The sequence below is a fragment of the Clostridium sp. BSD9I1 genome, from assembly GCF_900185645.1.
Classification (GTDB): domain Bacteria; phylum Bacillota; class Clostridia; order Clostridiales; family Clostridiaceae; genus Clostridium_AK.
This window is the reverse complement of the sequence record NZ_FYAM01000024.1, coordinates 398,468-418,250: the sequence shown is the minus strand read 5'-3', so window position 1 is coordinate 418,250 and position 19,783 is coordinate 398,468. Positions and strand designations below refer to the sequence as shown.

At 31.9% G+C, this 19,783-nt stretch carries 19 protein-coding genes and 1 riboswitch; of the genes, 13 read left to right on the top strand and 6 right to left on the bottom strand.

Going from position 1 to position 19,783, the window contains the following annotated elements:
* Positions 1-366 precede the first annotated feature (366 nt).
* A complete protein-coding gene (locus BSD9I1_RS15490) occupies positions 367-1,047 on the top strand; it encodes a Crp/Fnr family transcriptional regulator (RefSeq protein ID WP_186431093.1) in 681 nt (226 codons plus the stop codon).
* A gap of 66 nt (positions 1,048-1,113) precedes the next feature.
* Here BSD9I1_RS15490 and BSD9I1_RS15485 read toward each other — a convergent pair whose 3' ends face one another.
* Entirely contained in the window at positions 1,114-1,614 is a 501-nt protein-coding gene (locus BSD9I1_RS15485; protein WP_186431092.1) for a TspO/MBR family protein, read from the bottom strand.
* Between the two features lie 262 nt (positions 1,615-1,876).
* On the opposite strand from BSD9I1_RS15485, the gene BSD9I1_RS15480 reads away from it, so the two are divergent.
* From BSD9I1_RS15480 to BSD9I1_RS15455, 6 genes are all read left to right on the top strand, one after another.
* Positions 1,877-3,574 carry a methyl-accepting chemotaxis protein gene (locus BSD9I1_RS15480; RefSeq protein ID WP_186431091.1) on the top strand — a complete coding sequence of 566 codons (1,698 nt, stop codon included), beginning with the start codon at positions 1,877-1,879 and terminating at the stop codon, positions 3,572-3,574.
* A gap of 511 nt (positions 3,575-4,085) precedes the next feature.
* A complete protein-coding gene (locus BSD9I1_RS15475) occupies positions 4,086-4,892 on the top strand; it encodes a formate/nitrite transporter family protein (protein ID WP_186431090.1) in 807 nt (268 codons plus the stop codon).
* 12 nt (positions 4,893-4,904) lie between these two features.
* On the top strand, positions 4,905-5,930 hold the full coding sequence (asrA, locus tag BSD9I1_RS15470; protein ID WP_186431089.1) for an anaerobic sulfite reductase subunit AsrA: 1,026 nt from the start codon (positions 4,905-4,907) through the stop codon (positions 5,928-5,930).
* Positions 5,923-6,720: an anaerobic sulfite reductase subunit AsrB gene (gene asrB / locus BSD9I1_RS15465; protein WP_186431088.1), complete on the top strand. Its 798-nt coding sequence runs from the start codon at positions 5,923-5,925 to the stop codon at positions 6,718-6,720. The genes asrA and asrB overlap by 8 nt, the downstream gene beginning before the upstream one ends.
* Before the next feature lie 14 nt (positions 6,721-6,734).
* Positions 6,735-7,703, top strand: a complete 969-nt coding sequence (gene asrC / locus BSD9I1_RS15460) for a sulfite reductase subunit C (protein ID WP_186431087.1) — start codon at positions 6,735-6,737, stop codon at positions 7,701-7,703.
* 147 nt (positions 7,704-7,850) lie between these two features.
* On the top strand, positions 7,851-8,285 hold the full coding sequence (locus BSD9I1_RS15455) for a hypothetical protein (RefSeq protein WP_186431086.1): 435 nt from the start codon (positions 7,851-7,853) through the stop codon (positions 8,283-8,285).
* A 294-nt stretch (positions 8,286-8,579) separates the two neighbouring features.
* On the opposite strand, the gene BSD9I1_RS15450 is transcribed toward BSD9I1_RS15455, so the two are convergent.
* Both BSD9I1_RS15450 and BSD9I1_RS15445 read right to left on the bottom strand, forming a co-directional pair.
* Positions 8,580-9,341 (bottom strand): CPBP family intramembrane glutamic endopeptidase, encoded by a 762-nt coding sequence (locus BSD9I1_RS15450; RefSeq protein WP_186431085.1) that lies wholly within the window; start codon positions 9,339-9,341, stop codon positions 8,580-8,582.
* A 33-nt stretch (positions 9,342-9,374) separates the two neighbouring features.
* Positions 9,375-9,560 carry a DUF6440 family protein gene (locus tag BSD9I1_RS15445; protein ID WP_035307972.1) on the bottom strand — a complete coding sequence of 62 codons (186 nt, stop codon included), beginning with the start codon at positions 9,558-9,560 and terminating at the stop codon, positions 9,375-9,377.
* A 179-nt stretch (positions 9,561-9,739) separates the two neighbouring features.
* On the opposite strand from BSD9I1_RS15445, the gene BSD9I1_RS15440 reads away from it, so the two are divergent.
* Both BSD9I1_RS15440 and BSD9I1_RS15435 read left to right on the top strand, forming a co-directional pair.
* Positions 9,740-11,041: a voltage-gated chloride channel family protein gene (locus BSD9I1_RS15440; protein ID WP_373419357.1), complete on the top strand. Its 1,302-nt coding sequence runs from the start codon at positions 9,740-9,742 to the stop codon at positions 11,039-11,041.
* A gap of 13 nt (positions 11,042-11,054) precedes the next feature.
* Complete coding sequence (locus BSD9I1_RS15435) at positions 11,055-11,528, top strand: methylated-DNA--[protein]-cysteine S-methyltransferase (protein WP_186431084.1); 474 nt, start codon at positions 11,055-11,057, stop codon at positions 11,526-11,528.
* Positions 11,529-11,885: 357 nt separating this feature from the next.
* Here BSD9I1_RS15435 and BSD9I1_RS15430 read toward each other — a convergent pair whose 3' ends face one another.
* Entirely contained in the window at positions 11,886-12,341 is a 456-nt protein-coding gene (locus BSD9I1_RS15430; RefSeq protein WP_186431083.1) for a DUF2892 domain-containing protein, read from the bottom strand.
* A 232-nt stretch (positions 12,342-12,573) separates the two neighbouring features.
* Between BSD9I1_RS15430 and BSD9I1_RS15425 the strand changes: the two genes are divergently transcribed.
* Together BSD9I1_RS15425 and BSD9I1_RS15420 are read left to right on the top strand one after the other, a co-directional pair.
* Positions 12,574-13,563: a hypothetical protein gene (locus tag BSD9I1_RS15425; RefSeq protein WP_052085697.1), complete on the top strand. Its 990-nt coding sequence runs from the start codon at positions 12,574-12,576 to the stop codon at positions 13,561-13,563.
* A 17-nt stretch (positions 13,564-13,580) separates the two neighbouring features.
* A complete protein-coding gene (locus BSD9I1_RS15420) occupies positions 13,581-14,045 on the top strand; it encodes a pyridoxamine 5'-phosphate oxidase family protein (RefSeq protein ID WP_186431082.1) in 465 nt (154 codons plus the stop codon).
* Between the two features lie 695 nt (positions 14,046-14,740).
* On the opposite strand, the gene BSD9I1_RS15415 is transcribed toward BSD9I1_RS15420, so the two are convergent.
* Positions 14,741-15,679, bottom strand: a complete 939-nt coding sequence (locus BSD9I1_RS15415; protein WP_186431081.1) for a DUF2935 domain-containing protein — start codon at positions 15,677-15,679, stop codon at positions 14,741-14,743.
* A gap of 584 nt (positions 15,680-16,263) precedes the next feature.
* Positions 16,264-17,685 carry a hypothetical protein gene (locus tag BSD9I1_RS15410; RefSeq protein ID WP_186431080.1) on the bottom strand — a complete coding sequence of 474 codons (1,422 nt, stop codon included), beginning with the start codon at positions 17,683-17,685 and terminating at the stop codon, positions 16,264-16,266.
* 304 nt (positions 17,686-17,989) lie between these two features.
* Positions 17,990-18,100, top strand: a riboswitch (SAM riboswitch).
* A gap of 73 nt (positions 18,101-18,173) precedes the next feature.
* Here BSD9I1_RS15410 and BSD9I1_RS15405 point away from each other — a divergent pair.
* Positions 18,174-19,130, top strand: coding sequence for a methionine ABC transporter ATP-binding protein (locus BSD9I1_RS15405; protein WP_186431079.1), 957 nt, complete (start codon positions 18,174-18,176; stop codon positions 19,128-19,130).
* Between the two features lie 3 nt (positions 19,131-19,133).
* Positions 19,134-19,775 (top strand): methionine ABC transporter permease, encoded by a 642-nt coding sequence (locus BSD9I1_RS15400; RefSeq protein ID WP_186431078.1) that lies wholly within the window; start codon positions 19,134-19,136, stop codon positions 19,773-19,775.
* The last annotated feature ends 8 nt before the right edge of the window (positions 19,776-19,783 follow it).

Genomic DNA, 19,783 nt, shown 5'->3' with positions numbered 1-19,783 from the left:
ATGAAATTCAGTTATCTGAATTTCTTCCTTTAGCAGTTCACATGAAGAACTTTTTAATGCTATGGGAGTATAAAATTTTCATCGTAGAAGACATTGAATAAGCTTTAAAACGGCTTTATTTATAAATTGAAAATTTCGTTAAAAACCTCCTACTGTCTGAGCTACGGCGAGTTTAGGAGGTTTAGGAATTTTGAATTTATAAATATTAGCTGTTTTTAGCGAAATGAACGTCTTCTTAGATGAAAATTCTATGCAACCAAGAGCATTAAAAACGGTCGTAATATTTCTATATTGTTTACGAAGCCAATAACTTGGGGTAAACTATATAATGATAAAGAATTAAATTATAGCTTGGCGGTGTGAAGTATGGATGCTAAAAATTATATTGATAATATAGATATATTTAAAGGAATAGATAAGGAAGCTTTGAAAGCTTTAACAGAAAGAGCTAGTATGCTGAAGATTAAAAAAGGTGAAAATCTCTTTATGGAAAAGACAGAAGTTACTAATATATATATTGTAGTGGAAGGAAATGTAGTACTTTATAGATTATCTGAAGGTGGACAAAAGAAGATAGTGTATATATTAGGAAAGAATTATGTAATAAATGAAGTTATAATGGATGGTAAATTTGCATCGATTAGTGCAGATGCCTATGAAACTTCGTTAATTTTATCAATACCTAAAGATAATTTTATGAAAGCAATGAGTCTTGATTGGGATTTCAATTATAAGATAATATGCTCCATGTCTAAAAAAATAAGAAGACTTTATAGACAGCTTAAAAATACTGTTCCTTTAAAAATAGAAAGAAAGGTAGCAGCAAAGCTTTGGAAGTTATCTAAAGACTATGGGAAAACTGTTAAAGAGGGAGAAGAAATAGCTTTAAATATTGCTGTAAACGATATAGCAGAAATGCTTGGAAGCTCCAGAGAAACTATATCTAGAGCAATTAAAGAACTTAAGGAACATGAACTCATAGTTACAGATAAAAGAAGAATAATAGTAAAAGACAGAGAAAAGCTGGCAGAGTTTTTTAGGAAATAGAAAACAGGCAAAGAGTTTTTAGGTACCTTGTACCTAATACCTAGAAAAAATGCTCTGGATTTTTTCTCACATTTCATTAAGCATCCATATAGAAAAATTCAAAACTCCTGCAAAAGATACCCAAAGTATATAAGGAATTAAAAGATAAGCTGATATCTTATCATGTTTTCCAAACTCAAAGGTGGTTAAAAGAATAAACACAAGAAGTACAAGTAATTCTATGAAAGCTAGTCCATAAAGGTTAAATCTAAAAAATATGAATGTCCAAAGTAAATTCAAGCCAAATTGAATGAAATAATATACAAGTGCTCGTGTAACATCTTTCCCTTCCTTTTTTAATAATAATATTCTATAAAGGGCAATGGACATAAGTAAATATAGTATTGGCCACACAACTGCAAAGACCCATCCTGGAGGAGAGAATGCTGGCTTTATTAAGTTTGCATAATTTTCTCTGTTTGACATTCCTAGAAATCCAGATAAGGTTCCAGCTCCTTCTGTTAGAACTATGATGATAATCAACAACAGAATACTTTTTTTATTATTGACTTTAAATATGTTTGTCATTGTAACTACTCCTTTTAATATTAACCAATATAAATATATTCCTTAAATCTTAGTTTATGCAATAAAAGTGCCGCTTACATAGCAAGTGGTATGTTTAGTTATCGTTAGTTGTTACGAATAATATAGTAAATGCATAAATAAAACTTTGATTGTTTATAAAATTGTAAAAAATATTAGATACATATGTAACTAAATTAGTTTACAATAAAAAAATGCAGGATTATATCAAGTATTTAGCAATTAGAAGGGGATGAAATAAAAAATGAAAAGTATAAAAATAAAAATCATATTGCCCATTTTTATGATGTTTATTCTTTTTACGAGTATCACAATTGCCCAAATTAGGGCTGTGCAAAATAATTTATTAGAAGTAAAACAAATGAATGAAAAATACTTTGCTACGCTTTCAAAGGCAGAGGAGTTAAAGTTAAACGTTGTTCAAGTTCAACAGTGGCTTACAGATATTAGCGCAACAAGAGGGGAAGAAGGCTATAATGACGGCTTTGAAAAGGCAGAAGAACATGCTAAGGGTGCCAAGAAAAATTTACAGGAGCTTATAGAAATTAATCCTGGAAACACTGATGAGGTACAGGCTATTGAAAAAGCTTTTGAGCCTTATTATGAAACTGGTAAAGTTATGGCCAATGCATATATTACTGGAGGTCCTAGTAAAGGAAATGTTACAATGCTTAAATTTGATAAAATGGCACAGGAAGTAAATGAACAAGTAGATAAGTTTAAGAACAGCTCCAATGAAAATATAAAAAATGTTATTGCAGATATACAAAGAGACATATATGTAACAATGGGCATAATGGGAATTTCAATTATTATAGCTATAATAATACTTATTATGGCATGGTCGTATGTTTCTAAGAAAGTTGTAAAGCCTATTTTTAATGTATTAACCAAACTTCGTGAAATGGCAAGTAGCGAAGGAGACTTAACTCAGCATATTGAAGTGAAAAGTAATGATGAGATCGGAGAACTTGCCAAAAATATAAATTTACTTCAAGATTCTTTTAGAAATATAATATCTACAATTACGTGTGAATCTTCTCAGGTAGGTAATATAGTTAATAAAACAAATAATAATATACAAGATCTCACATTACAAATTGGTAATGTACTGAAAACCACAGAAGAAATGGCAGCAAGCATGGAAGAATCTGCAGCTTCAACAGAGGAAATGGATGCATCAGCTATAGAAATTGAAAAGGCTATTGAAGATATTTCTTCTAAAGCTGAAAATGGAACTGAAGTTATAAAGGAAATCAGTAAGCATGCAGAAGAGTTAAAACAAAATGCAGTGGCTGCTCAGCAAACTGCACAAACAATAGGTATGGCAGCTAATAAAAAATTAACTGATGCTATAGAGCAATCAAAAGCAGTAGAGGAAATTAGTTTGCTTACTGATGCAATTCTACAAATAGCTTCACAAACAAATCTACTTGCACTAAATGCATCTATTGAGGCAGCAAGAGCAGGGGAAGCTGGTAGAGGGTTTGCAGTTGTAGCTAATGAAATTAAAAAACTTTCAGAGGACTCAAAGAATGCTGTAAGTAAAATTCAACAAGTCACAAAACAAGTAATAGATTCTGTGGGAAATTTAAGTGAAAGTTCAAGTGAGATATTAGACTTTATTAAACAAAATGTAATAAAGGATTATGAGGCTCTCGTAAATACTGGTGAACAATACTATAAGAATGCTGCTTACATGGAAGATTTTGTTTCAAGTCTAAGCAAAGTATTAGATGAAATAACAGTTTCTATGGAAAATGTAACAAAGTCCATTGGTGGAGTTGCTGCATCCAATAATGAAACAGCACAAGGTACTGAAAGTATTGCAGAAAGTACTACTGAAGTTTTTGATAAATCAAATGAAGTGCTTGAACTTATAAATACCACAAGTGAAAGTGTCAATAAGCTTCAAGGTATGGTTGCAAAATTCAAAGTATAAAAATATTACGATATATTTAATGCTGGGGTCGTATATAATTTTCATCTATGAAGGTGGTTCATCTCGCTAATAACGGCTAATATTTATAAATTAAAAATCCCTAAGCCTTCTAAACTCACTATTGTTCAGACAGTAGAAGGCTCTTAACGGTATTTTGAGTTTATAAATAAAGCCGTTTTAAGGCTCATTCAATACCTTCTACGATGAAAACTATATACTCTCTAGCATTAAATATGTATTCATTAAAACTGCTAAAGGATGAAATTCAGTGAGCTGAATTTCTAAAATATTTTAAGCCTTGGAACGCAAAAATATTTTAGTACAGCAGCTCAGGAATTTGCAAGAACTTGTACGAAACAAATAATAAATGTTACATTTTATTTTAAATTTAATAATCACAAAATTATAAAAAATATTTATAAAAGATAAAAGTATGTGATAAAAATCACATACTTTTATCTTTTTATGATTTAAAATCATATATGTAAATTGATTAGAGAGGAGATCTATCATGTTTGGTGAAGAAATTAACAAAGTTGGTAATGCAGGAGAGGCAAAAGCAAAATTATTAAAAAGCAATCCTTTTGGTTATACAATATCATCAGCATTAGCAGGAATTTATGTAGGAATTGGTATAATACTTATCTTTACAATAGGTGGAATTTTTAGTGCAGCAAATTCACCAGCTACTAAAGTTTTAATGGGAGCTTCATTTGGAATTGCATTAAGTCTCGTAATAATGGCAGGATCAGAATTATTCACAGGTAACAACATGGTCATGACAGTATCTTCTTTAGATAAAAAAACAACTTGGGGGGAGACCTTTAAAGTTTGGATTGTATCATATGTTGGAAATTTCATAGGTTCAGCACTTTTAGCACTTATGTATGTAAAAAGTGGACTTGCATCAGGACCAGTAGCAAGCTTTATAGTAAAAGCTAGTGAAACAAAAATGAACTTACCTTGGGATCAATTATTATATAGAGGAATACTTTGTAATTTGCTTGTATGCTTAGCAGTATGGTGTTCTTTTAAGATGAAAGAAGAAGCTGGAAAATTAATTATGATATTTTGGTGTCTATTTGCATTTATAACAGCAGGATTTGAGCATTCAGTAGCGAATATGACATTGCTTTCAATAGGACTTTTAATTCCACACAGTGGAGCAGTAACATTAGGTGGACTTTTCCACAATCTTATATTCGTAACGCTAGGAAACATGATTGGTGGAATAGTTTTTGTAGCACTTGCTTATTTTTCAATAGCTAAAAACACTATTAAGGTTTCAAATTCTAATACAATCAAAGAAAGTAAATAAGAGGTGATAATAATGGGATTAAGAATGAGAAGACAAGACTTTAACAATATTATCAAAAATTTATCAAAAGAATATAAGGTTTATGCACCAGTAACTTTAGCTGGCAAGGGAAACTTTTCAGATACAGATTCTATAAGATATGAAGAAGTTAAAGATGGAGAAAAGATAAATTTAGTAGATAAATCACATTTTTCATATAAGGAAGTTATACTTCCAACAACTCAAACATTGTTTTACTTCACTGAAGATCAGTGGATGGAGCCTAAAATAGATGATAAAAAGATATTAGTGTTTTTAAGAAGCTGTGATATGCATGGTGTAAAGAGAGTAGATCAAATTTACTTAAAAAATGGCGCAGAAGATCCTTATTATAAGGCATTAAGAGATAAAGTAAAGTTTGTTTTAATAGGATGTGAAAATTCCTTTGAAAATTGCTTCTGTGCATCCATGGGTACAAATAAGACAGGTGATTATGATATGGCAGTAAATGATGGTGGAGAGTACATTGAAATCGATGTAAAAGATAATAATCTTTCAATATACTTTGAAGGAGTAGAAGCAGAAACTTTAGATGTTACTCCAGCTTATGTGGAAAGTAATGATATAAATGTAAACATTCCAGATGAAAACAAGGTAGGTCTTGGAGAAGTGGCTAAATTACCCTTATGGAATGAATATAACGCAAGATGTATAGCTTGCGGAAAGTGTAACTTTGTTTGTCCAACTTGTACATGTAACTCAATGCAGGATATATTCTACAGGGATAATAAAAATGCAGGAGAAAGAAGAAGAGTTTGGGCATCTTGCCAAGTAGATGGTTACACAACTATGGCAGGTGGACATGGCTTTAGACAAGATAAGGGACAAAGAATGAGATTTAAGGTTCTTCATAAAGTTTATGATTTTAATAAGAGATTTGGGTATCATATGTGTGTAGGATGCGGAAGATGCGATGACGCATGCCCACAATATATATCATTCTCAAATTGTGTAAATAAATTAACTGACGCTCTAGAAGGAGGAAAGGCTAATGAATAATCCATACATTCCTTTTAAATCCGAAATATTAGATATAAAAAAGCATACTGACATAGAATATACATTTAGAATGGAATACAAGGGAGAAACTAAGGTAAAACCTGGTCAATTCTTTGAGGTTTCAATTCCAAAGTACGGTGAAGCTCCAATATCTGTTTGTGGAATAGGCGACGGCTTTGTAGAATTAACTATAAGAAGGGTCGGAGTAGTTACAGATGAAGTACACAAGTATGAAGTAGGCCAAAACTTCTTTATGAGAGGACCTTATGGTAATGGATTTGATGTAGAAAACTATAAAAATAAGGATTTAGTTATAGTTGTAGGTGGAACAGCACTTGCACCTGTTAAAGGAGTTATAGATTATTTCCACAAAAACAGAGAAGAATGTGGAAACTTTAGCTTAATAGCAGGATTTAAAAATGTAGATAGCGTGCTATTTAAAGATGACATAGAAGCATGGAAAAATAACATAGATGTAACAATTACTGTGGACTCTGCAGAAGAAGGATATAAAGGTAACGTTGGACTTGTTACAAAATATATACCACTTTTAAATTTAAAAGATAAAGAAAATGCTCAGTTTATAGTTGTAGGACCACCTGTAATGATGAAGTTTGCAGTGGCAGAGGTTTTAAAACTTGGAATAGAAGAAAAGAATATCTGGATTTCTCAGGAAAGAAAGATGTGTTGTGGACTTGGAAAATGCGGACATTGTAAAATTGGAGAAACATATATTTGTTTAGATGGTCCTGTATTTAATTATACAGAGGGTAAAAAGCTTATAGATTAGGAGGGAGATTAACTATGGATATAAATACTAAAGCTTTAAAGAAAAATGCCTTTAGAGTAACTAAGGAAAGAAATAAGACAGCTTTAAGAGTGAGAGTGCCAGGGGGACATCTTCCTTCAAAGGTTTTACCTGTAATATATGAAATAGCTGAAAAGTACGGAAATGGAAATGTACATGTGACTATTAGACAGGGTTTTGAAATACCAGGAATTGATTTTGATAAGATGGACGAGGTAAATAAATTAATTCAACCTGTAATAGATGAACTTCAGATAAATCAAAATGATAAGGAAAAGGGATATTCAGCTGCAGGTACTAGAAATGTATCAGCTTGCGTAGGAAACAAGGTATGTCCTTTTGCAAATTATGATACTTCAAAGTTTGCAGCAAAAATAGAAAAGGCAATATTCCCAAATGATTATCATGTTAAAATTGCATTAACAGGATGTCCAAATGATTGTATAAAAGCAAGAATGCAGGACTTTGGAATAATGGGTATGACAATGCCTCAGTATGATGCTCACAGATGTATATCCTGCGGTCGCTGCGTGACTAATTGCAAAAAGAGAGTAACAGGAGCTTTAAAACTTGAAAACTTTAAGGTAGAAAGAGATCATGATAAATGTTTAGGCTGCGGCGAATGTGTAGTAAAATGCCCAAATAATGCGTGGACAAGAAGTGATGAAAAATATTATAAACTTGCTATCATGGGTAGAACAGGAAAGAAAAATCCACGTCTTGCAGAAGATTTTATAAAATGGGTAGATGAAGAAAGCATAATAAAAATTATTTTAAATACTTATGATTACATTAATGAATATATAGATAAGGATGCTCCAGAAGGAAAAGAGCATATAGGCTACATTGTAGATAGAACAGGTTATGAAGAGTTTAAGAAATGGGCTCTTAAAGATGTAAAATTACCAGAAATTGCAGAAGTTGCAGATAATATCTACTGGAGCGGAATTAAGTACGCTAAATAGGAGAGTGCCACCCACATAACAAGTAGCAAGCTTTATCAACTTGCCACTTGTCATGTGGGTGGCACTTTATTAAAAAAATCTTATAGAAAATATGTGAGCAATATTTTTTTATTAATTTTAGGGTACACTAACCTTGAGGTGATTGGGATGAAGGTAATTAAGAAAATTATAGCAATTTTAGCTATTTTATTTATATTTCCGGCAAGTATTTATGCAAAGGATTATAACGATATAGAAATTTATGATATAAAAAAAGATCAACTGATAAAAACAGTTCAGTCTAATAGTGAGATTGAAAATCTAGTGATAAGTTACCTTCAAGGAATAGATGGAATATATGCAAAGCTTAATCCCATACCAAAAGAAGGATATGCAATTAAAGTTTCTTTAGAATCACCGTTAGTATTACAAAATGAATGGATAAATGATGTAGTAGACCAAGCAATTATAGTACTTCCTAAAGAAGAAGGACCTAAAGCATTTTTTATTATTTTTGAAAAAGAAGATAAATTAATGTGCTTTACCTTTAAGGGAGATGTGGAAGTGCTGCTAGAAAAGCTAAAATTTAAAAATAATAATTAAGGTATGAGGAAGAAATTATGACATAGGTTCATTTAATACTCACAGCATGTTAAATGATATTTTTAATGTTGAACATAAGTATGAAATTTGCATTGTAGAAAGCATTGAACAAGCATTAGAAGCTCTTTATTTATGACTTTAAAACACCGTTAAGAATTTTCTACTGTCTGAGCGACAGCGAGTTTAGAAAAATTAGGTGGTTTAAAGTCATAAATTTAGAGCTTCTTTGCGCAGTGAACCGCTTTCCTAAATGCAAATTCCATATGCCACGTTCAACATTAAAAATGTTGTGCACTATTCAACCCAAATAAGTGGAATTAAGCTAAGTGCTAGTCCAATCCCAAGTATTACACGGATACAAAGTGCAAGCCTTAAGTCATTTCTTTTCCAAACTAAATGTGCAAATGGCCAATAAAAAAGTAAATTACTAAAAAGTTGCCATGGAGCATGAAAATGATATATACAAAATAATATGGCATTTATAATAGGTGAAACAGATTCATACTCTGAAATTCTAGGAAGCAGGTATCCTCTAAAATATAATTCTTCTATCAAGGGTGCAATGATTCCTAACACAATAAAGCAAAGTATAAATGTAACTATTAAAGTAGTAGTAGAGTATTTTGGCGCATTGTATATAATGTCATTTACATTAAACCATTCGGGTAAAAAAGAAAAAATTTTATTTATAATTATTGGATCTATTACAAGTCCTATAAAACCAAGACATACAGCCCCCCAAATTACTAGAGCAGGTATCAATAAAAGATATTCATCCAAAGATAATTTTCTCTTAAAGTCAAACAATTCTTTTAAGGACATTTCTCCATTAATCTGTTCCCCTTGATAAAGTAAGTATCCAAGTTCAAAGGGAAGGGCTGTACAAATCATAGAAAGTATAAAAGCAAACATAGATGGAAATCCATATGCTACTGCAATAGGGGCAGTAAGGCAGTAAAAAGTAAGTGAAAGTAATCCTGGGAATAAGTGCAAAAATATTGATTTTAAAATAGAATGTTGTTCTATAGTTTGATTAGTTAAAGCTTCTTGAGACATAAAATCACTCCTTAAACACTGAAGAAATACTTATTATTTTTCTGCAGGAGAAATTACAGGGTTTCCTTCTCTATCTAAAAGGACAGTAAGTCCACCGGCATATCCATCGTAGGTAAACAAATAGTTTACTCCTGTTTTCTTATCAACGATTATCTTATAGCCCGAGAGTTTTCCCTGTTTGTAAACTACCTGGAACCTATCTTCACCTTTATTAAACATAAAATTCCCCCTTAATTTTATCCTCTATCTATATATACTAATTGACCTATATGTAATATCACTAATAAAAAAATTTCTTTGCATAATTTATTAAGTTATTTATACTAGAATAGTATAATAAAATTATGACATTTTAAGATAATGTTGAAATCTCAATCAATGGAGGAAGGAAGAAAGTTTTGAATGAGCTCAAAAATAAAGTTTTAAACCTGGCACAAGGGAAAGAGCATGCAGCTCTTACGTTGAATTTCATAAAGTGGATAGCTATGGGGAGCGTAGTAGGGCTTGTAGTGGGGCCATTGTCTGTATTATTTCTATGGAGCTTAGAGTTTGCCACAGATAAAAGAGGTGAGTATCCATGGCTTTTATATCTGCTGCCTATTGGAGGAGCATTAGTAAGCTTTTTATATATAAGGTTTGGAAAAACCTCTTCACAAGGCAATAATTTAATACTTGAGCAGATTTATAAGGGAGACGGAGAAGTACCTTTAAGAATGGCGCCTTTAGTTTTTTTAGGTACGATTATAACTCATTTGTTTGGTGGTTCAGCAGGTAGGGAAGGAACCGCTGTTCAAATGGGAGGAAGTATAGCTGAATTTATAGGAAAGATATTTAAAGTTGATAAAGCTGACAGAAGGCTTCTTCTAATGTGTGGAATAAGCAGTGGGTTTAGTTCTGTATTTGGAACGCCGCTTGCTGGTACAATCTTTGGAATGGAGGTTGTAGTAATAGGCCATATGCATTATGAAGCATTAATTCCTTGTTTTACGGCAAGCTTTGTAGGAAATTTAGTGGCAACTTATTTAGGTGCTAAGCATAGTCATTATGCTTTTACTGGAATACCAGATATGACTTTGATTGTTACAGCAAAAGTAATTATTGCGTCTATACTATTTGGAATTATAAGTATAGCTTTTAGCGAAATGGTGCATAGTTTAAAGAGAGTATTTTCTAAATACTTTAAAAGTGGAATGGTTAAAAGCTTTGCAGGTGGACTTATAGTAATAATTCTTACATATATAGTAGGAACTCGTGATTATTTGGGACTAGGAACTCCAATGATACTGAGCTCTTTTGAAACTGTAGTATCCCCACTTGCATTTTTATGGAAGCTTATTTTTACATCCATAACTTTAGGTGCAGGATTTCAAGGAGGAGAGGTTACCCCTTTGTTTTTTATAGGGTCAACCTTTGGCAATGCTATATCTTCCATAATAAATCTATCACCTTCATTTTTAGCAGGACTTGGACTTGTTGCGGTATTTTGTGGTGCTACCAATGCTCCTATTTCATCCTTTGTACTTGGACTAGAATTATTTGGGGGACAGGGAATGATTTACATATTTATGGCATGTGTAATAAGTTATCTTTTTTCAGGACATTATGGAATATATACATCCCAATTAATTGGCGTAACTAAAAGTAAGATACTTCAAATGCCTAAAGGAACTACGGTAGGAAGTGTTAAGAATAAAAAATAAGGAGGAATACACTTTGAAAAATGCATATAAGGCTTACTATAATTCACCAATTGGAATAATTGAAGTTATATCAAATGAGAACGGGATTTTATCTGTAGACTTTGTTGAAAAACAAGAGAATACATCAGAAAGACAGCCAGAAGTACTAATACAGTGTATAAAAGAACTGGATGAATACTTTAAAGGACAGCGTAAAAGTTTCACTGTAAAACTAGAAATTCAAGGTACTGAATTTCAAAAAAAGGTTTGGAATGAGCTTACAAGAATACCTTTTGGAGACACAGTAAGTTATAAATATATTGCGGAAGCTATTGAAAATCCTAAGGCAGTTAGGGCCGTTGGAAACGCCAATCACAACAATTCTTTAGGAATAATAATACCTTGTCACAGGGTAGTTGGAACAAATGGTAAGCTTACAGGTTATGCAGGAGGGGTTTGGAGAAAAGAGTGGCTGCTTCAGCATGAAAAGAAATTACGATGTTTTTAATGATGAATGTTCCGTATGTGGTTTATATCTAGGAAAGCATTCATTTCGCTAAAAATGGCTAATATTTATAAATCTAAAATATCTAAGCCTTCTAAACTCGCCTTGGCTGAGACAGTAGAAGGCTCTTAACGATATTTCAGATTTGTAAATAAAGCCGTTTTAAAGCTCATTCAATGCTTTCTACGATATAAATCCCATACTGCATTCACCATTAAAAATGCCTTTATTTCAGGTTTACCAAATAAAAATCTTTCAAGGCGATAACCTGACAAGTTATAAGAACTTATAATCAATAATTACAAAGCCATATGAATAATGTTTTAAGTAGACTTATTAGTTCTTTAATAAATATATCGCCTAGTCAAAATCTCCTCTAAGAATTTTAAGTGCTGTAATTTCAGCTAGGAGTTCATAGGGAGTTTTTTTGCCTAGTGATCTTATTATAGGAAGGGGAGGGCACCAGCCTTGAACAGCATGCTGAAGGAGAAAGGCTGAAGCTCCACAGGAAAGGATAAACCATTTTCTATTTACAAATTTGCCTAAAATTAAGCTTGCAAGTATTACAGCAGCAGCGTTGGCTTCTAAAATTCTTTCTGTATCCCATTCGCGTTGAAGTTCATCTATTCTTTTAGAAATTTCATTTCTATCTTTTGTTTTATAATAAACTATATTTTTATAAATTCCAGTAAGTATTTTTTCATTAGATTTCATATTTGTATTTAAAGCAACTCTATTTACGCTCTTAGGAATAAGCCTGTCATCTGTATATATATCTTCTGTAAGCAATTTTTCAATAGCAGTTAATATATCCATTAAAAATCTCACCTTTCTAATTTAATAGGGTTATTTTATGCATTTAAAAGATGCATATACATAATAGTAAGAAAGGTGTTAAATAAATATTTTTATATTTATGACGTTACATAATTTCATTTATAGTAATTTTAGTCTATGCAAATTATTGAACAAACCGAAGTTGTTATAATATTTCCTGAGTCAAATCAATATACTTTAAAAGAAGCTTATTGATTTAATTGGAGGAAATATGACAAAAGCTAAAGGAAGAATTTTCACAGTAATCAGTTCACTTTTAATAATTTTATTAGGAGGGCTTTTATATTTAAACTTTTATGGTTCTAGAGATAAAGCAATTATGGTTATGGGTGGACAATTTCAAAAGCAGCCTGTTGAAAAAGAAGAACATAATATAACTTATCCAAAGACAGATACTGAAAGATACTTTCGTCCATCTAAACTTAGTATTTTAAATGATAAGAATTTTGATTATAAATTCTTTGATTTGTTTTCAGAAAAAGACTCTTCAAAAAATACACTTCCTGAATACCTTTTAAAGACTCCAGAAGGTACTATAATAAATTACTTTAGCATTTTAAGAGAATCAGAAAACTTAGATGAAAATAAAATGGGCGGATGCGGAACAATAGGCAATGCTAAATATCCATATCCTGCAGCCTATGCATTTTTATCATCAAGTTATAAGGGGAAATTAAGTTATGAAAAGTATCTTAAATCTTTTAAAAATATAGCGCATATAAACTTGATTAAGTTGAAAAGAGTGCCCTTTGATTTAAGTTATCCTACAAGTTTAAGATATTTTATAGAAATTGAAACTATAGAAGGATCAGAAAAGGATGGAACATATTTTTCTTATTATTATGGATATATATACCTTTCGCAAGAAGGAAACGGATATAAAATAGAGAATATAGATTTTTATGGAGAAGATTTTTTATGTGCAGCTTATCATGGATGGGCGCATAATGCTGAGGCATCCGTACTTATTAGGTATGGAAATTGGTGTTCACTTGTAAAGAAACTTCAGCCCACCAAGCAGGATGGATATGTAAAAAAGATATATTTTGAAGGTACAGATGGGCATGATTATTTAATTGAATTTATACAGTTAACCAACGATACAGATGTGGAAATAGCGCAATATAGAAAAATTAAGGATGGCAAATGGGAATTTATAAGACTTAACCCAGAAAAGTGTTTGGAAGATAAAAAGGAGTAAAATAGAGGAGGATAAAAATGTTTAGAGAAATCAGAAGAAAAGACAGAGGTATAGATACAACAGATGCTATAGAAATATTAAGAAAAGGTGAGTATGGAATTTTATCGACAGTAAATGAAGAGGGATATGCCTACGGTGTACCCCTTAGCTATGTTTATATCAATGATGCAATTTATTTTCATTGTGCAGTAACAGGACATAAACTTGATAACATTAAAAATAATAGCAAGACATCCTTTTGTGTTGTGGGAAAAACTCAGCCTATAGCTGAAAAATTTACAACTAATTATGAGAGCGCAATAGTTTTTGGAAAGGCTGAAGAAGTGTATAATGATGAAAAGTATAATGCACTTGTAGGAATATTAGACAAGTACTCAAAAGGTTATATGGAGCTAGGAATAGAACACATTAAAGGAGCAAATAACAGAGTGAAAGTTATAAAAATATCTATTGAAAATGTTACAGGTAAGGCAAGAAGATAATATAGAAATAGTACGATGTTTTAAGATAATGTTGAACCTACTGTATAGAATTTGCATCTAGGAAAGCGCTCATTTCGCTAAGAGTGGCTAATATTTATAAATTCAAAATACCTAAGCCTCCTAAACTCGCCTTAGGCTCAAACAGTAGGAGGCTCTATACGGTATTTTAAATTTATAAATAAAGCCACTCTGGAGCTTACTCAATGCTTTCTACGATGTAAATTCTATACTATATGTTCAACATTAAAAATATCACCTACACCTACTAAAGGAAGAAATTCAGCTAACTGAATTTCTAAGTATTTAGGATTTAGCACATAAAGATCTTTTAGGACGGCAGTCCTTAACGTTACAAGAACTTACACTAAATAAACAAAAAAACTTACAAGTTAAAGATAGGGTAGTACAATAAAGGATTTCTGATAAAAAATAGAATACTTAATACCTTACGACCTATCGGTCTGCGGGCTTACCAGCCCTTCAGCAGTGTGAATGAAGACATTTTTAATGTTAAATTTAGTATGAATTCTGCATTGTAGAAAGCATTGAACAAGCAATTAAAAGCTCTTTATCTCTCAATTTAAATCGAGAGATATTAGAGCTTGTTTGCGTAGTGAACGCTTTCTTAAATGCAGAACCCATACGGAAGATTTAACATTAAAAATGTCGTAATATCCTGTTAAGTTGACTAAAATCTATCGTTTTGTCTTACTATTTATATCCAAGCTCTTAAGTGCCTTTAAGTAATGATTTGCTTCTCTTAAAACGTGATCAGAAAGTAGGGGCAATATTATAGATTTTACTTTGCAAGAAAGTATGCCTTCTGTTCCTTGAATTTTGAAATCTCTAAGTTTTGTAGTAGCTTTTAAGCTATCTCTAGTTACTTCTTTAATTTTTGACATATCATCAAAAAGTTTTAATGCTCTCTTATTTAACTCATCAAATTCATCGCCAAACTTATCAGCCATTTCAATTAATATTTCTTCTGTTGGATCTAACATTCCCCTTATAAATTTTGAGTGTTCTGCCATAATTTCATTCCAGAAGCTTTCCTGTTTAACGATTTCTTTATTTATGTCCATATCAACTCTTTTTTGTAGCTTTGTAAGCATACTAAAATAAAACAATGCTTCTTCTAGCACATGTTCTGTAAGTGCAGGGTAAAGTCCTATAAACATCTTGCATTTAAAAACATTTTCTTTTAGCGTTGATTTTATTTTAATAACGGTATTCATGACATCCATGATTTTTTGATTTAATGAAAATACTTTTTCGGTAAGTCCTTTAGTAGTCTCCATAGCATTGAATTTAGGGAGTGCAAGTTCTGCCTTTGTAAATTTTGTGTCAATTGGTAAGCCGGTATAAAATTCTGTAGTGTCTTCAGCTTTTAATGTATATTTTGTAACTATATCACCAGTTTCGTCCACAGCTGGAGATATAACTCCTCTTGATAACATTATTGTATGTCCAAGCAACTTTTCAAGATTGGATTTTAAAGTATTAATATTACCCATTAAGTAAGCGTCTTTAGGCATAAGGAAAGCACTTACAAAGATTAGATGTTCCTTCATTATTCGTAAGAAGAATAAGTTTAGTTCTAATGAATTTTTTACAAATTGCTCGTTAGAAAGCATGATTTTCTCCTTTATTTTATAACTTACATAATTAGTATATTTGAATAGGTTACTAAAGGTTCATCATATTATAGAAATAGTATGATATTTTAAGATAATGTTGAACCTACCGTATAGAATTTGCATCTAGGAAAGCGTTCATTTCGCTAAGAGTGGCTAATATTTATAGATTCAAAATATCTAAGCCTCCTAAACTCGCTGTCGCTCAGACAGTAGGAGGCTCTATACGGTATTTTAAATTTATAAATAAAGCCACTCTGGAGTTTATTCAATGCTTTCTACTATGGATTCTGTATTGTAGAAAGCATTGAACAAGCAATTAGAAGCTTTTTATCTGTCAATTTAAATCAGCATAAAGAACTTTCTACTGTTTGAGCGTCATCGAGTTTAGAAAGTTTAGGAGATTTAAATTGACAGATATTGGAGCTCATTTGCGTAGTGAACGCGTTGCATAATTTATAGAAATCTATGATTTTGTTATAAATTAGCACATCTCAGTAAGATGAGATGTTTCATTAACAGTGCAGAACCCATACGGAAGATTTAACATTAAAAAAGTCACAATATCCTGTTAGTTATACCTACTATCTTGAAACCCAGACTTCGCATCCTTCAAAAGGATTAGCAGTTCCAATATAGAGTTTACCATTCTTTGAAGGAAGTAGATTTCTTAAACCATAATTACGAGGATTTCCAAGGCCGTTTAAGCTTATATATCTCCAGTCTGAGCCATCATTGGAAACCCACAAGTCTCCACCAAAGGTACCTTTCATAGTAGCTAAAGATTGTATAAGGGATTCTATTAGTGGTGCATAATTGTAGTCGAAGTCTAAGGAATCAACATTTAAGGCTGCCTGATTTTCTGTATTTGAGGCAGATAATCTTGATATAATGCTAGGAAATCTTGCTATTAAAGTTTTCAATAAAGTGGCAAATAATATTGAATCATCCCAGGTGCCTAAATACAGCCTATTGTTATGAACATCAAGCTGCCAGCAGTAAGCATTAGAAATATCCCAAAGACCAGCTGGAATATTGGGTCTTCTAATTCCTCTAGTAGTTGGATTTGTAGGAGAAATAGCTTCATTTCCTATAACTACCTTCCAAGCGTCATTAGATGAAACGCGTATAAGATCAAAGCCTTTTGGGGGAACAAACCTTTGGCTAGGGTCTATACTGAAAACTCCAAACCATATTCCTGTTCCAACGTATAAATCTCCTTTGAAAGCTTTCATGCTTAAAGGTAATTGATTTAAGGCTTCACCAGCACCTTTATCTACAACAAGTTTCCAATCATTCTCTATAGGGGATACCCTATTAGTTCTCCAAACTTCAAATCCTCCAGGGGGAGATGTGCCAATATAAAGATGATTATTGAAGCTTTCCATTGAAGCGATTTCTCCGCGAGGATTATTTGCTCCTGTTCCTATTTGAACTCGTGTCCACCCATTTTCAGGTTCATTTGTTTCATATAAAATAGTCTCTAAACTTCCACCAAGTCCTTTCATTACGCCTAAATACATTCTTCCGTTATGCTCTACCATGGCTCTTGCTGTATCACCTTCTGTGAGACCATCACTTACGTCTTCCCAGTGCTCACCATCTTCGGACATTAACATTTTCACTGCAGATGAAAATGAATTAGCAGCAGCTAATAATACTTTTTTTCCTGATGCTGTAGTGTAGTTAATCATATATCTAAAATCGCCTATGCCATCTTGAGGATTAGACTTATAAACTTGTGTCCAATTTTCAGATCCATCTTTGTTATAACGCCAAATTTCAGCTCCTGGGTTTATGGAAGGTCTTGGGATAAATACTTCGGGTATATATTGTTCAGGCAGATTAAAGACGAATCTTAAAACTGTATAAACTATATTTTTTCCTACCCCAACATATATATAATTGCCTAATTCCCCCATAGCCCAGGCATAATTATTCTGATGTCCTAAATTAGGGTCTTCATAAAAACCATTAAAAGGTGTTATTTTTTCAAATCTATTCATAAACATCACTCCTTATATGAGTTATGCATGATTTATATAAATCTTGGATTTCGTTATAAATCAACACATATTAGTTAGCTGAGATGTTTTCGTGCATGATTTATAAAAGTCTTCTATTTTGCAATAAATCATCACATCTCAATTGATTGAGATGTGCATCATAAGGCTAAGATAACATCCCAAGCTTGTACTATAATATATGATGGAGAATTGATAATGTCACATTTTACAGAATCATTAGAAAAAAAAGTTATTGACAACCTTTGACTATGGTAATATAATAAAAAACAATAAAAGCGAATAGGACTTATCAAGAGTGGTGGAGGGACTGGCCCGATGAAACCCGGCAACCAATATATATTATTGTGATATATATAAGGTGCTAAATCCTGCAGCGTAAGCTGAGAGATGAGGGTAGACGGGATCTTTTCAGACCTAAGGTTATCCTTAGGTCTTTATTTTTTTATTAGATAATAGGGGGTGCAGCAATGATTGAAATAAATAATGTTAATAAGTTTTTTGGAGAAGATCAGGTTTTGCAAAATGTAAGTATTACTATAGAAAAGGGAGAAATATATGGAATTGTAGGACACAGTGGGGCTGGGAAATCAACGCTTTTAAGATGTATAAATGGACTTGAAGGTTATGATTCAGGAAACGTAGTGGTAAACAACAAAGAAGTAAAAGAACTTAAGGAAAGAGAACTTAGAGAGTTTAGAAAAAACATAGGTATGATATTTCAAAATTTCAGTTTGTTAAATAGAAAAAATGTGTGGCAAAATATAGCTCTTCCTATGGAAACCTGGAAGTATAGTAAGGAAGATATAAATAAAAGAGTAAGAGAACTTTTATCTCTTGTAGGATTAGAGGATAAGGCTCAAAGTATGCCAAAGGAGCTAAGTGGAGGACAAAAGCAAAGGGTGGCGATTGCAAGAGCATTAACTCTTAATCCGGAAGTTTTATTATGTGATGAAGCTACTTCAGCATTAGATCCTAAGACCACAAAGTCCATTTTAGAATTACTAAGAGAGATAAATAATAAATTAGGTATAACAATTGTAATAGTAACTCATCAAATGGAGGTTATAAAAGAAGCTTGCTCAAAAGTTGCCTTAATGGAAGGTGGAAAATTAATTCAATCTGGAAAGGTAGAAGAAGTATTTTTAAATCCAAGTAAAGATTTAGAAAATCTTTTAGGAGAAGAAGAGGTATTGCCAGAAGAGGGGATAAATATAAAATTATTCTTCCCAAAGGAGATAAGTAAGAGTTCTGTAATAACAGCTATGGCTAGAGAACTTAACATAGACGTGTCCATTGTTTGGGGAAAACTTGAGAAGTTTAATGGAATAGTACTTGGAAGTCTTGTAATTAATACTACAGAAGATAAGAAGAATCAAGTTACTTCTTATCTAGATAAAAAAAATGTACATTGGGAGGTGCTATAAAGTATGGTAACTCAAATATTACTTCCAGCTTTAGGTGAAACTTTAATTATGGTTTTAATTTCTACAGCTTTAGCAGTATTAATAGGATTTATACCAGCAATTATAATGATAATAACAGCTAAAGATGGATTAAAACCAAATGAAGCGGTTTATAAAGTATTAGATACAATAATAAATATTTTAAGATCATTTCCTTTTATAGTTTTGATGGTAATACTTATACCAGTGACAAGGTTTATAGTAGGAAAGTCCATTGGAACACCTGCTGCAATTGTGCCACTGACTATAGGTTCAGCACCTTTTGTAACAAGAATTATAGAAGCAGCTTTAAAAGAGGTAGATAAAGGAGTGGTTGAAGCTGCAAAATCCTTTGGGGCCAGTATTTTACAAATTATATTCAAAGTAATGCTGCCAGAAGCACTTCCTTCTATTGTATCAGGGATAACTCTTACAGTAATTAGTGTAGTAGGATTTTCAGCAATGGCAGGAGCTATTGGTGCAGGGGGCCTTGGATATGTAGCAATAAGATATGGATACCATATGTTTAGAAATGATGTTTTGATAGCTACAGTAATAGTTTTGGTAGTTTTAGTTCAAGTGCTTCAAAGCATAGGAACTTTAATATATAAAAAAGTAAACAAATAAAAATATTT